General features: G+C 72.0%; 10 protein-coding genes. 7 read left to right on the forward strand and 3 right to left on the reverse strand.

The annotated features are described in order from the left end of the window. Positions 1-67 precede the first annotated feature (67 nt). Positions 68-487, reverse strand: a complete 420-nt coding sequence (locus ACFRAV_RS30290) for an ANTAR domain-containing protein (protein WP_382560477.1) — start codon at positions 485-487, stop codon at positions 68-70. Between the two features lie 242 nt (positions 488-729). Between ACFRAV_RS30290 and ACFRAV_RS30295 the strand changes: the two genes are divergently transcribed. Both ACFRAV_RS30295 and ACFRAV_RS30300 read left to right on the forward strand, forming a co-directional pair. Beyond that, complete coding sequence (locus tag ACFRAV_RS30295; protein WP_382560480.1) at positions 730-1,557, forward strand: VOC family protein; 828 nt, start codon at positions 730-732, stop codon at positions 1,555-1,557. Positions 1,558-1,650: 93 nt separating this feature from the next. Continuing rightward, positions 1,651-2,154, forward strand: a complete 504-nt coding sequence (locus ACFRAV_RS30300) for a hypothetical protein (RefSeq protein WP_382560483.1) — start codon at positions 1,651-1,653, stop codon at positions 2,152-2,154. 100 nt (positions 2,155-2,254) lie between these two features. Here the strand turns inward: ACFRAV_RS30300 and glgX are convergent, their stop codons facing one another. Then, positions 2,255-4,402: a glycogen debranching protein GlgX gene (glgX, locus tag ACFRAV_RS30305; protein WP_382560486.1), complete on the reverse strand. Its 2,148-nt coding sequence runs from the start codon at positions 4,400-4,402 to the stop codon at positions 2,255-2,257. Continuing rightward, positions 4,399-4,923, reverse strand: a complete 525-nt coding sequence (locus ACFRAV_RS30310) for a pep a2 (protein WP_351118704.1) — start codon at positions 4,921-4,923, stop codon at positions 4,399-4,401. The genes glgX and ACFRAV_RS30310 overlap by 4 nt, the downstream gene beginning before the upstream one ends. 250 nt (positions 4,924-5,173) lie before the next feature. Between ACFRAV_RS30310 and ACFRAV_RS30315 the strand changes: the two genes are divergently transcribed. From ACFRAV_RS30315 to glgB, 5 genes are read left to right on the forward strand one after another with little or no spacing between them, the layout of a single operon-like run. Further along, entirely contained in the window at positions 5,174-5,482 is a 309-nt protein-coding gene (locus ACFRAV_RS30315; protein WP_382560489.1) for a DUF5133 domain-containing protein, read from the forward strand. A gap of 56 nt (positions 5,483-5,538) precedes the next feature. Then, positions 5,539-7,545, forward strand: coding sequence for an alpha-1,4-glucan--maltose-1-phosphate maltosyltransferase (locus ACFRAV_RS30320; protein WP_382560492.1), 2,007 nt, complete (start codon positions 5,539-5,541; stop codon positions 7,543-7,545). Beyond that, on the forward strand, positions 7,542-9,260 hold the full coding sequence (gene treS / locus ACFRAV_RS30325; RefSeq protein WP_382560495.1) for a maltose alpha-D-glucosyltransferase: 1,719 nt from the start codon (positions 7,542-7,544) through the stop codon (positions 9,258-9,260). Before ACFRAV_RS30320 ends, treS begins: the two co-directional genes overlap by 4 nt. 25 nt (positions 9,261-9,285) lie before the next feature. Further along, positions 9,286-10,650, forward strand: coding sequence for a phosphotransferase (locus ACFRAV_RS30330; protein ID WP_382560498.1), 1,365 nt, complete (start codon positions 9,286-9,288; stop codon positions 10,648-10,650). An 8-nt stretch (positions 10,651-10,658) separates the two neighbouring features. Beyond that, entirely contained in the window at positions 10,659-13,010 is a 2,352-nt protein-coding gene (gene glgB / locus ACFRAV_RS30335) for a 1,4-alpha-glucan branching enzyme (RefSeq protein WP_382560500.1), read from the forward strand. Positions 13,011-13,172: the final 162 nt, after the last annotated feature.

A 13,172-nucleotide genomic window follows, 5' to 3' on the forward strand; every position in this document is an offset into this window, starting at 1 on the left:
GCCTTGCGGCCGGGCGGCTGGGACGGGCTCACTGCCGAACCGTCCCGGGAGCCGTTCGAAAGCGAGCTCAGTGACCGGAGTGACCGGGCCCGGCGGCGTTGAAACGCGAGCGGGCGACGGGCCGGCCGGCCGAGGCGCGGCGGCTGATCAGCGCCTCCTCGAGGGCCGTGCGGATCTCCTCGGGCAGGTCACCGGTGCGCGCCCACAGGAGCACCGTCTCGGCGACCTGCCGCAGCTTGACGTTGGTGTGCTGGGAGACCTCCTTGAGCACCGCCCAGCCCTGGTCGGGCGTCACCCGTGCGAGTGCCACCAGGCTGCCGATCGCCTGGTCCACCACGGCGTGCGAGGTGACCGCCTCCTTCAGCTGGGCGACCTCGGCCTCCAGGGCGAACACCCGGTCGGCGGCGGCACCGGCGACCGCCTCCGGCGGCGGCGCGACGGGCGCCGGGTCCTTCTCGCTGTCACCCGGACGGTCCTGCGTGCGCATCGTGACCTCCGGCGTCCGGCGTAGGCTCCCGTAGGCTCCTCGGGCTCCTCTACATCGTCGCCATTCGTCCGGCCGCCTGCCACCGGGAGAGGACCGGGCGACGGCCACCGTTTCGGCGCAGCGGCCCGGGTACTCGACAGGCACCGGCAGCCGGTCCGGCCGGACACTGGTGGGGGACCGGTGTGCGCCGCTCCTCGCCCGGGCGCCCTCTTACTCCAGGACGTGGGACTGCCATGACTGCCATGAACGACGACAGCACGCCCCTCGCCCCGCGTGCCGGCGGGCCGCGCTCGACGCGCACCATCTCGGGCGCACCCGTATGGGTGAGCCTGACCAGCCACGACCTGGCGGTGACCCAGAAGTTCTACACCGCGGTGCTGGGCTGGGAGTGGCGGACGATGAAGCTCGGCGACCTCTTCCGGGTGGCCGAGGTGGACGGCGTGCCGGTCGCCGGGGTCGCCGCGGTGGCCGGCCAGTGGCACATGGCGGTCAACTGGACGGCCTACTTCGCGGTGGAGAGCGCCGACGAGACGGCCTCCCGGGTCCAGGAGCGCGGGGGCACCCTGGCGGTCGGTCCTCTCTCGCTGCCGCCCGGCCGCACCGCCCTGCTCGCCGACCGGGACGGCGCCACCTTCGGGATCTGGGAGGGCGAGATCTCCGGCTCCTGGGACGCCTGGCGCAAGGCCGCCCCGGTCCTCGTCCGGCTGCGCACCCGGGACGCCTTCGACTCGGCGATCTTCTACGGCGAGGTCTTCGAGTGGGCCTCCGGCCGTCCCGGGGGCTGCGAGGTCCGCTACGACGGCGAGGAGGTGGTGGTGGTCAACGACCACGAGGAGGTGGCGCGGATCGAGTCCGGCGCCCTCGGCTCCGCGCCCGACCCCACCATCCGGCCGCGCTGGCACGTGCACTTCGCGGTCGAGGACGTCCCGTCCTGCGTGCGGGGCGCCGAGGCGAACGGCGGCTCGGTGCTCCGTGCGACCGACCGCGAGGCGGTGCTGCGCGACCCGGAGGGCGCCCTGTTCACCGTCTACCACCGCTCCACCGGCCCGCTCGGCGGCCGGGTGGACTGAGCGCGGCCCCCGGATCCTCCCCCGGCCCCCGGCGACGTCCGGCAGCGAACAATTCGGTCGGGGATCCGGAACAGTGCTGTCATCGTGGGATTCATGGACAACGAATCCTCGACGCAGAGGGAGCTGGAGTCCCTGGGCCTGGTGGCGTGCCGGTACCAGGCGGGCGGGACGCACCCGGAAGAGCTGCCGATGATCGCCGCCGAGGCGCTGGCAGCCGGACTGGACACCCCCACCCTGCGTGAGCTCGCCGGACTGCCTCGCAGAGCGGACACGGGCGAGATCCACGACGCCTTCGTGGACGCACTCGGCGAGGCCGGCATCGGGCTGCCGGACCCGACCGTGGCGGAGCGCCACGCTCTGCGCCGGGCGGCGGTGAGACTCGTCGCCGGGGAGATCACGCCCTCCGGCCTGGCGTCGGTCGACTGGACGGAGACGGAGGCCGGAACCACCGCGGAGCAGTCGTTCCTGACGCTGATCCCGTCGTGCGCGTGCTGCGTGGAGTACGCGCTGGGGCTCGACCGGCAGACCTGGGAGACCCGGCTGCGCAGCGCCGCCCTCGCTCTGACGTCGTCCCCGCCGATCCGCCCCGGATGCTGACGCCGCCCGGTCTCCCCGCCGCTGCCGACCGCACACGAAAGGCCTGAAGCCGAGGTGGCGGCGGCCCGTGCCGGGTCGCCGCCACCGGCGGCTCGCGCCGTCAGGCCGTCAGCGGGGGCCGGGAGAGCACCACCAGGCTGCGCGACTCGACGACGAGCACGGTGCCCGCCTTGTGCTCGGCCTCGTCCGGCGTCCCCTGCGGGTCGGCCGTGTCGATCAGCGCCGTCCACCGCTCGCCGTAGGCTGCCGACGGCAGCCGGAAGGTCATCGGCTCCCAGTAGCTGTTGAACAGCAGCAGGAAGGAGTCGTCCACCACGCGCTGGCCGTAGGAGTCCCGTTCCGCGATGGCGTCGCCGTTGAGGAAGGCCCCGATGGCGTGGGCGTCGGAGCGGTGCCAGTCCTCGTCGGCCATCTCGGTGGCGTCGGGCAGCAGCCACACCAGGTCGGGCAGCGGCCGGCCCTCGAGCACCGGGGTCTCGCCGCGGAAGAAGCGGCGGCGCCGCAGCACGGGGTGCTCGCGGCGCAGGGTGATCAGGCGGCTGGTGTAGTCGATCAGGTCGCGCTGCTCCTCGCCGAGGCCGCGCCAGTCGATCCAGGAGATCTCGTTGTCCTGGCAGTAGGCGTTGTTGTTGCCGCGCTGGGTGCGGCCCAGTTCGTCGCCGTGGCAGAGCATCGGGATGCCCTGGGAGAGCAGCAGGGTGGCCAGGAAGTTGCGCTGCTGCCGGGCGCGGAGCTCGAGGACGCCCTCGTCGTCGGTCTCGCCCTCGACGCCGCAGTTCCAGGAGCGGTTGTGGCTCTCGCCGTCGCGGTTGTCCTCGCCGTTGGCCTCGTTGCGCTTGTCGTTGTAGGAGACCAGGTCCCGCAGCGTGAAGCCGTCGTGGGCGGTGACGAAGTTGATGCTGGCGCGGGGCCGGCGGCGGTCGCGCTCGTAGAGGTCGGAGGAGCCGGTCAGCCGGGAGGCGAACTCGGCCAGGCTGTGGTCCTCCGCCCGCCAGAAGTCCCGTACCGCATCGCGGTAGAGGCCGTTCCACTCCGACCACAGCGGCGGGAAGTTGCCCACCTGATAGCCGCCGTCGCCGAGGTCCCACGGTTCGGCGATCAGTTTCACGCGGCTGATCACCGGGTCCTGCTGGATCAGGTCGAAGAACGCCGACAGCCGGTCCACCTCGTGGAACTGACGGGCCAGGGTGGCCGCCAGGTCGAAGCGGAAGCCGTCGACGTGCATCTCCGTCACCCAGTAGCGCAGCGAGTCCATGATGAGCTGTAGCACGTACGGGTGACGCATCAAGAGGCTGTTACCGGTGCCCGTGGTGTCGTAGTAGTGCCCCCAGTCGCCGTCCACCAGGCGGTAGTAGGAGGCGTTGTCGATGCCACGGAAGGAGAGGGTGGGGCCCTTCTCGTTGCCCTCGGCGGTGTGGTTGTAGACCACGTCGAGGATGACCTCGAGCCCGGCCTCGTGGAGGGCCTTCACCATCGCCTTGAACTCGTTCACCTGTTCACCGCGGGTGCCGCGGGCGGCGTACTCGTTGTGGGGCGCGAAGAAGCCGATGGTGTTGTAGCCCCAGTAGTTGGTGAGGCCCCGGCCCTGCAGCACGCCGTCCTGGACGAACTGGTGCACCGGCATCAGTTCGACGGCGGTCACCCCCAGGGAGGTGAGGTGTTCGATCACCGCGGGGTGGGCGAGGCCGGCGTAGGTGCCGCGCAGGCGGGCGGGCACCTTGGGGTGGGTGCGGGTGAGACCGCGGACGTGGGTCTCGTAGACGACGGAGTCCGCGTACGGCCGTCCGGGTGAACGGTCGTCGCCCCAGTCGAAGTACGGGTCGGTGACCACGCCCAGCATGGTGTGCCCCGCGCTGTCGGCCGTGGCGCGGCCGCGGGGGACCCGCTCGTAGAGCGAGGGGTGGTCGTCCGGCATGCCGTCGACGGCGCGGGCGTACGGGTCGAGCAGCAGCTTCCGCGGGTTGCAGCGGTGGCCCATGGAGGGGTCCCAGGGGCCGTGGACCCGGTAGCCGTACCGCTGGCCGGGGCCCACGCCGGGCAGGTAGCAGTGCCAGACGAAGCCGTCGACCTCGTGCATCGTCACCGTGCGGTGCGAGCCGTCGTCGTCCGCCAGCACCAGGTCCACGCGCTCGGCGACCTCGCTGAAGAGCGCGAAGTTGGTGCCCTGGCCGTCGTAGGTGGCGCCCAGCGGGCTGGGGCGCCCGCTCCACACGGGCGCCCCGGCACTCTCGGTCCTGCGCGCGGTCACCGCGTCACCACGCTCTCGTGCACGGCGGCGACCTCCGGCGGCGGCGCGGACCCGGCCAGGGCCAGGACGCGCTGCTTCTCCCGCGGCAGTTCGAGCGCCTCGGTGACCAGCGGGTCGGGGCCGACCGGCACCAGCGGGACCCTCTCCCCGGAACGGGCCCGCCGGGTGAACCAGATGATCCGGCCGGCGCCCGTGTCGCAGCAGCCCCAGCCGTCGCTGTGCGTGGCGATGTGGGTCAGGCAGGGGCGCAGTTCGAGGTCGGGGCGGAGGTTGCGGTCGTTCTGCCCGACCGCGGTGATCAGGTGCTGGCCGTTCCACCACATCTCGATGGAGGTCTTCTTGTCGACGGCGTGCTCCTCGATGGCGTGCAGCAGCACCTCGGCGCCGCGGCGGACCGGGTCGACGAGGTTGTCCAGGCTCCAGAACCGGAGATGGGCGGCCAGGATCCGGCCGACCTGGTCGACCCGTTGCGGACCGACCTCCACGTCGAGGTGGTAGTAGCAGGGCACTGCGGTCTTCATCTCGTTGGCTCCTCACCGGCGAAGCTCCCCGCCTCCTCGTGCCACTTGGCGGACACGAGCCCCGAACACGAAGCGTGAGCGGTGTTCGCTTCTGAGTCACCTTCAGGGTGAGAGTCTTACGCCGTTCGTGCAACCCGAGACGACTCCAGCGGTCGTTGAACCCCCAACAAGACGCTGCGTGGTCCCATGTGCACCATGGGTGACAAGCCTGCCCAGCAACCGTCCGAAGCATCGAGAGGGGGCCCGCCCCATGCTGCTCCCGGCCAAGGCCGAAGTGGCCCGCGACCTCAGCCGGTACCGGGCCTGGGAACGGGTGATGCTCGCATCCCCCGCCGACCCGGCGGTACGCGACCGCTTCGAGGACTCGGGCTACGCCTTGTGCGCCCTGATGGGGAAGCGCTGCGCGCGCGAGGCGGCGGACGCCGCCGAGCGCTACCTGCGCTCCGGTCCCGTCCCCTACCTGCGCGAGGAGCGGCGCGAGGCGCCGCTCCTGCGCGGGCGGCGGACCGCCGGCCGGCGCGGTCCTCCGGGCGGACACCGTTCGCCCGCGGGCCGCTAGACGCCACCGGCCCCGCCCCGATTCCTCCCCGGTATCCCGCTCACGAAGGCAGAACCATGAAGCGACCCCCGGCCATCGGCCGCATTCCCGTCCGCGACGTCCGTCCGGCGGTCGAGTGCGGCAGACGTCCCGCGAAGGCAGTGGTCGGCGAGACCTTCGAGGTCACGGCCACGGTGTTCCGTGAGGGCCATGACGCGGTCGGGGCCAATGTCGTGCTGCGGGATCCCGACGGCCGCCCCGGGCGGTGGACGCCGATGCGCGAGCTGGCCCCGGGGACCGACCGGTGGGGCGCCCTGGTGACGCCGGACCGGACGGGGCTGTGGACGTACACCGTGGAGGCGTGGAGCGATCCGGTGGCCACCTGGCGGCGGCACGCCCGTATCAAGATTCCGGCGCGCATCGACGTGGGTCTGGTCCTGGAGGAGGGCGCCGAGCTGTTCGCGCGCGCGGCCCGCCGAGTGCCCAAGGGGCCGGGCCGGGACGCGGTCCGCCGCGCCGCCCGGGCGCTGGGCGACGACTCGCTGGACGTGGACGAGCGCTTCGCCGCCGCCTTCGACCCCGCCGCCGAGGATGCCGTGGAGCGGCACCCCCTGCGGGAGCTGGTGTCGGCGGCGCGGCCGATGCCGTTGCTGGTGGAGCGGGAGCGGGCGCTGTACGGCTCCTGGTACGAGTTCTTCCCGCGTTCCGAGGGCGCCGTGGTGCCGCAGGACGGGCCGCCGGTCAGCGGCACCTTCCGCACCGCGGCCGAGCGGCTGCCGGCCGTCGCGGCGATGGGCTTCGACGTCGTCTACCTGCCGCCCATTCACCCGATCGGGCGCACCCATCGCAAGGGGCGGAACAACTCGCTGACCGCCGGTGAGTGGGACGTCGGCGTGCCGTGGGCGATCGGCTCGCAGGAGGGCGGGCACGACGCGGTCCACCCGGACCTGGGGACGATCGAGGACTTCGACGCCTTCGTGGCGAGGGCGTCCGGGCTGGGGCTGGAGATCGCGCTGGACTTCGCGCTGCAGTGCTCCCCCGACCACCCGTGGGTCGAGAAGCACCCGCAGTGGTTCCACCACCGCCCGGACGGGTCGATCGCGTACGCGGAGAACCCGCCGAAGAAGTACCAGGACATCTACCCGATCGCCTTCGACCAGGACATGCCGGGCCTGGTCGAGGAGACCGTGCGCGTCCTGCGGTTCTGGATGGACCACGGGGTGCGGATCTTCCGCGTCGACAACCCGCACACCAAGCCGGTCGTCTTCTGGGAGAAGGTCATCGGCGAGATCAACGCCGCCGACCCCGACGTCATCTTCCTGGCCGAGGCCTTCACCCGTCCGGCCATGATGGAGACGCTGGCCCAGGTCGGCTTCCAGCAGTCGTACACCTACTTCACCTGGCGCAACTCCAAGCACGAACTGACCGATTACCTCGGCGAGTTGTCGGGAGAGTCGGCGGCCTACCTGCGGCCCAACCTGTTCGTGAACACCCCCGACATCCTGCACGCCTACCTCCAGCAGGGCGGCCGGCCCGCCTTCGAGGTCCGCGCGGTCCTGGCGGCCACCCTCTCCCCCGCCTGGGGCGTCTACGCGGGCTTCGAGCTCTGCGAGGGCGCCGCCTTGCGCGAAGGCAGCGAGGAGTACCTGGACTCGGAGAAGTACGAGCTGCGTCCCCGTGACTGGGAGGCGGCCGAGCGGGAGGGCCGCACCATCGCCCCCCTGCTCGCCGAGCTCAACGACATCCGCCGACGCCATCCGGCGCTGCAACGGCTGCGCAACCTGTGCTTCCATCCGACGGACAACGACGCCGTGATCGCGTACAGCAAGAGCGAGGGCGACGACACGGTGCTGGTGGTGGCCAACCTCGACCCGCACCACGCGCAGGAGGCCACGGTCCGCCCCGACCTGGCCCGACTGGGCGTCGACCCGCACGGTTCGGTGCCCTTGCGGGACGAGCTGACGGGCGAGACCTACCGGTGGAGCGGCGCCAACTACGTCCGTCTCGAGCCCGGCGTGCGGCCGGCCCACGTCTTCCATGTGCAGGGCTTCCACGTCCAGGCCGGAGGGAACGCAGCGCCATGACCGTCAACGACCCCGTTCCGGACACCTTCGAGGACACGCCGGCCCGTGACCGGGACCCGGACTGGTTCAAGCGCGCCGTCTTCTACGAGGTCCTGGTCCGCTCCTTCCACGACTCCAACGGCGACGGTGTCGGGGACCTGAAGGGCCTGACCGCGAAGCTGGACTATCTCCAGTGGCTCGGCGTGGACTGTCTGTGGATCCCACCGTTCTTCAAGTCGCCGCTGCGCGACGGCGGTTACGACGTCTCCGACTACACCGCCGTGCTGCCGGAGTTCGGCGACCTGGCCGACTTCGTGGAGTTCGTGGACGCCGCGCACCAGCGCGGCATGCGCGTGATCATCGACTTCGTCATGAACCACACCAGCGACCAGCACCCGTGGTTCCAGGAGTCCCGCAAGGACCCCGACGGCCCGTACGGCGACTACTACGTCTGGGCCGACGACGACAGCCGCTACGCCGACGCGCGCATCATCTTCGTCGACACCGAGACGTCCAACTGGACCTACGACCCGGTCCGCGGCCAGTACTACTGGCACCGCTTCTTCTCCCACCAGCCGGACCTCAACTACGAGAGCCCGGCCGTGCAGGAGGAGATCCTGGCGGCCCTGCGGTTCTGGCTGGACCTCGGCGTGGACGGCTACCGCCTGGACGCCGTCCCCTACCTCTACGCCGAGGAGGGGACCAACTGCGAGAACCTGCCGGCCACGCACCAGTTCCTGAAGCGGGTGCGCAAGGAGATCGACGCGCACTACCCGGACACCGTGCTGCTGGCGGAGGCCAACCAGTGGCCGGAGGACGTCGTCGACTACTTCGGCGACTTCGCCTCCGGCGGCGACGAGTGCCACATGGCGTTCCACTTCCCGGTGATGCCCCGCATCTTCATGGCCGTCCGGCGGGAGTCGCGCTACCCGGTCTCCGAGATCCTCGCGAAGACCCCCGCCATCCCGGCGAAGTGCCAGTGGGGGATCTTCCTGCGCAACCACGACGAGCTGACCCTGGAGATGGTCACCGACGAGGAACGCGACTACATGTACGCGGAGTACGCCAAGGACCCGCGGATGCGGGCCAACATCGGCATCCGCCGCCGCCTCGCGCCCCTCCTCGACAACGACCGCAACCAGATCGAGCTCTTCACCGCCCTGCTCCTGTCGCTGCCCGGCTCCCCCGTCCTGTACTACGGCGACGAGATCGGGATGGGCGACAACATCTGGCTCGGCGACCGCGACGGGGTACGCACCCCCATGCAGTGGACGCCGGACCGCAACGCCGGGTTCTCCTCCTGCGACCCCGGCCGGCTCAACCTGCCGACCATCATGGACCCGGTCTTCGGCTACCAGGTCACCAACGTGGAAGCGTCGATGGCGTCGCCGTCCTCACTGCTGCACTGGACCCGCCGGATGATCGAGATCCGCAAGGAGAACCCGGCCTTCGGACTCGGCACCTACACCGAACTTCCCTCCTCGAACCCCGCGGTGCTCGCCTTCCTGAGGGAACACGAGGACGACACCGTCGTGTGCGTGCACAACTTCTCCCGCTACGCCCAGCCCACCGAACTCGACCTGAGCGCCTTCGAAGGACGCCACCCGGTCGAACTGTTCGGCGGAGTCCGCTTTCCGGCCATCGGCGAACTGCCGTACCTGCTGACCCTGGCAGGCCACGGCTTCTACTGGTTCCGGCTCGTCCGAGTCGCACCCCGCGCCAGCCGACGACTGTGAGCCTGAGCCCGCGAAAGGACACGCCATGACGAAGACAGCATCGCTCCGCACCGCCCGCCCGGTCGCCGCCGAGCCCATGGCCTCCCTCAAGGGGTTGTTGCTCGAATGGCTGCCACAGCAGCGCTGGTTCGCGGGCAAGGACCGGCCCGTGACCGATCTGCGGCTGCTGTCCATGACGGAGCTGCACCCGGGCTGCCTGCACCTGCTGGTGCACGCCGAGCACACCGGCCCGGCCACCCCGGGCGCCTCCCGTCCCGGCGACTGCTACCAACTGCTGCTGGGGGCGCGGCGGGAGCTGCCGCCGCGCCTGGCGGAGGCGTTCATCGGCCGGGCCGGCACCGGCCCGCTGGCCGGCATGGCGGTCTACGACGCCCTGCGCGAGCCCCGTTCGGCGGCGCTGCTGCTCGACCGGCTGCGCCACCCCGGCACCACCGGACCGCTCAGCTTCGAGCGCGACACCAGCGTCTGCCTGCCGGCCGGGCTCGCCCCGCGGCTGCTCGCCGCCGAGCAGTCCAACACCTCGCTGGTCTACGGCGACCAGTACATCCTCAAGGTGTTCCGGCGGATCCAGCCCGGCGTCAACCCGGACTGGGAGGTGCCGTGGGCACTGGCGCGCACGGGCTGCACCCGGGTGCCGGCGCCGACCGCCTGGTTCCGCACCTCGCAGCCCTTCGAGGCCACGCTCGGCGTGCTGCAGCCCTTCCTGCCCTCCGCTACGGACGGCTGGACGCTCGGCCTGAACGCGCTGGCCGCGGAGAACGACTTCACCCGTGAGGCGCACGCCCTGGGCCTGGCCACCGCGGAGGTCCACCAGGCGCTGGCGGCCGCGTTCCCGCGGGGGCCGCTCGGCCCGGAGGCCGCGCCGCAGAAGGGCCGGCTGGCCCAGGAGATGACCGAGCGGCTGCACGACACCGCCCGTGCCGTGCCGGACCTGCGGCCGTACGTGCCGGGGCTGTCCGCGGCGTTCGCCTCGCTGGAGGCGGACCGGCCGGCCCAGCGCATCCACGGCGACCTGCACCTGGGGCAGGTGCTGCGGGCCGGCAGCCGGTGGTTCGTCATCGACTTCGAGGGCGAGCCGTCCCGGCCGCTGGCGGAGCGCCGCAGCGCGCACTCCCCGGTGCGTGACGTGGCGGGCATGCTCCGTTCCTTCGACTACGCGGCCCGCACCCGCCGGCCGTGGCACCCCGAGTGGGCCCGGCAGTGCCGTGAGGCCTACTGCGCGGGGTACGCGCGCGGCTCGGGGTGGGACCCCCGCGACGAGCCCGGCGTACTGCGCGCCTACGAGACCGACCGGGCGGTGTACGAGGTCCTCTACGAGGCCAAGCACCGGCCCGACTGGCTCCCCGTTCCGATGGCAGCGATCCGGCGTCTCGCCGTTCTAGGAGGCTGAACCCGACCATGGCACTGCGTGAGACCGCTCCCCCCGAGCCCTCCGCCCCCCGGCCCGGCGACAACGCCGTGGCCGCCACCGCCCCCGCCGAGTCCGGCCGGGGCGGTGCGGGCGCGGCCGACGCCGGCCGGGCGCCCGCCCGGTCCGGGCGCCGCCGGGCCTCGGCCCCGGTGGTGCGCAGGCCCGTCGTTCCGGGCGCGCCGCCCGCGCCGCCGATGGACGCGGGTGACCGGCACCGTCTGCTCTCCGGTTGTCACCACGACCCGCACGCCCTGCTCGGCGCGCACCCGGTGGCCGACGGCGTGGTCTTCCGGGCCCTGCGGCCGGGGGCGCGCGGCGTCAGCCTGGTCCTCGACGGCGGAAGGCACGTGCCGCTGAACGACGAGGGCGACGGCCTGTTCGGCGGCTCGCTCGCCCTCGAGGCGGTCCCCGTCTACCGGCTGCACGTGGTGTACCCGGAGGCCGAGGTCGAGACGGAGGACCCGTACCGCTTCCTGCCCGCGCTGGGCGAGCTCGACCTGCACCTGATCCGCGAGGGCCGGCACGAGCAGCTGTGGAAGGCCCTGGGCGCGGAGCCGATGGTCCACCAGGGCGTGGCCGGCACCCGTTTCTCGGTGTGGGCGCCGAACGCCTCCGGGGTGCGGGTCGCGATGGAGGCGACCTTCTGGGACGGCACCGCCTTCCCGATGCGTTCGATGGGCGCGTCCGGGGTGTGGGAGCTGTTCCTGCCGGACGTCGGCGAGGGCACCCTGTACAAGTTCGAGATCGCCACCAGCTACGGCACCCGTCTGCTGAAGGCGGACCCGATGGCCCGGCGCACCGAGTGCCCGCCGGCCACCGCCTCGGTGGTGACCGCCTCGCACTACGAGTGGGGCGACCAGGACTGGATGGCGCACCGGGGCGACCGCCCGGTGCACGAGGCGCCGTTCTCCGTGTACGAGGTCCACCTGGCGTCCTGGCGGCCGGGGCTCACCTACCGGCAGCTCGCCGAGCAGCTGCCGCAGTACGTCAAGGACCTTGGCTTCACCCACGTCGAGCTGATGCCGGTCGCCGAGCATCCCTTCGCCCCGTCCTGGGGCTACCAGGTCACCGGCTTCTACGCCCCCACCGCCCGGCTGGGCGGTCCGGACGATTTCCGGTTCCTGGTCGACAGCCTGCACCGGGCCGGCATCGGCGTGATCATGGACTGGGTGCCGGCGCACTTCCCGAAGGACGACTGGGCGCTGGCCCGCTTCGACGGCTTCCCGTTGTACGAGCCCGGCAACGAGATGCGCGCCGAGCACCCGGACTGGGGCACCTTCGAGTTCGACTTCGGCCGTACCGAGGTGCGCAACTTCCTGGTGGCCAACGCGGTCTACTGGTGCGAGGAGTTCCACATCGACGGCCTGCGGGTGGACGCCGTCGCCTCGATGCTCTACCTGGACTACTCCCGTGAGGACGGGCAGTGGCAGCCCAACGAGCACGGCGGCCGGGAGGACTGGGCCGCGGTGCGCTTCCTCCAGGAGATGAACGCCACCGTCTACCGGCGCAACCCGGGGGTGGTGACCATCGCCGAGGAGTCGACCGCCTGGGAGGGCGTGACCCGGCCGACCGAGAGCGGTGGCCTGGGCTTCGGCCTGAAGTGGAACATGGGGTGGATGCACGACTCGCTGGAGTACATCAGCCACGAGCCGGTGCACCGCAAGTACCACCACCACGAGATGACGTTCTCGATGATCTATGCCTACAGCGAGAACTACGTGCTGCCCATTTCCCATGACGAGGTGGTGCACGGCAAGCAGGCGCTGGTCTCCAAGATGCCGGGCGACTGGTGGCAGCGGCGCGCCAACCACCGCGCCTACCTCGCCTTCATGTGGGCCCACCCGGGCAAGCAGCTCCTCTTCATGGGCCAGGAGTTCGCGCAGGGCGACGAGTGGAAGCTGGAGAGGGGGCCGGAGTGGTGGCTGCTGGACGCCGCCTACGGGGCCCGCGCGGACCACGAGGGTGTGCAGCACCTGGTGCGTGAGCTCAACGGCCACTACCGGGACACGCCGGCGCTGTGGCAGCGGGACACCGACCCGGCCGGTTTCCGGTGGGTGGCCTGCGACAGCGCCGACGACAACCTGCTGGCCTTCGTCCGGTACGGCCACGACGGGGCGCCGCTGCTGTCGGTCAGCAACTTCTCCCCGGTGGTGCGGCACGACTACGCGCTGTGGGTGCCCGAGGAGGCGGGTCACGCCTGGCGGGAGACGCTCAACACGGACGACCTGCGGTACGGGGGCAGCGACGTCCGCAACGAGGGCGTGCTGGAGCGGCGGCAGGACGGGTTCCTGCGGATGACCGTGCCGCCGCTGGCCACCGTCTGGCTGCGGCCCGTCTGATCCGGGGCGTCCGGCACCGCGTGCGGCTGCGGCGGCGCGGGCGTCGGGGGGAGGGCCGGGCGGGGCGGGGCCGCCCCGCCCCGGGCGCTTATACACAACAGACGCAGCCGCCGAGTTAGGGGGGGTAGATCTCGGAGGTGGCAGGCACATGAACACGGGCGG

The organism is Streptomyces sp. NPDC056600 (assembly GCF_042792855.1).
Classification (GTDB): Bacteria; Actinomycetota; Actinomycetes; order Streptomycetales; family Streptomycetaceae; genus Streptomyces.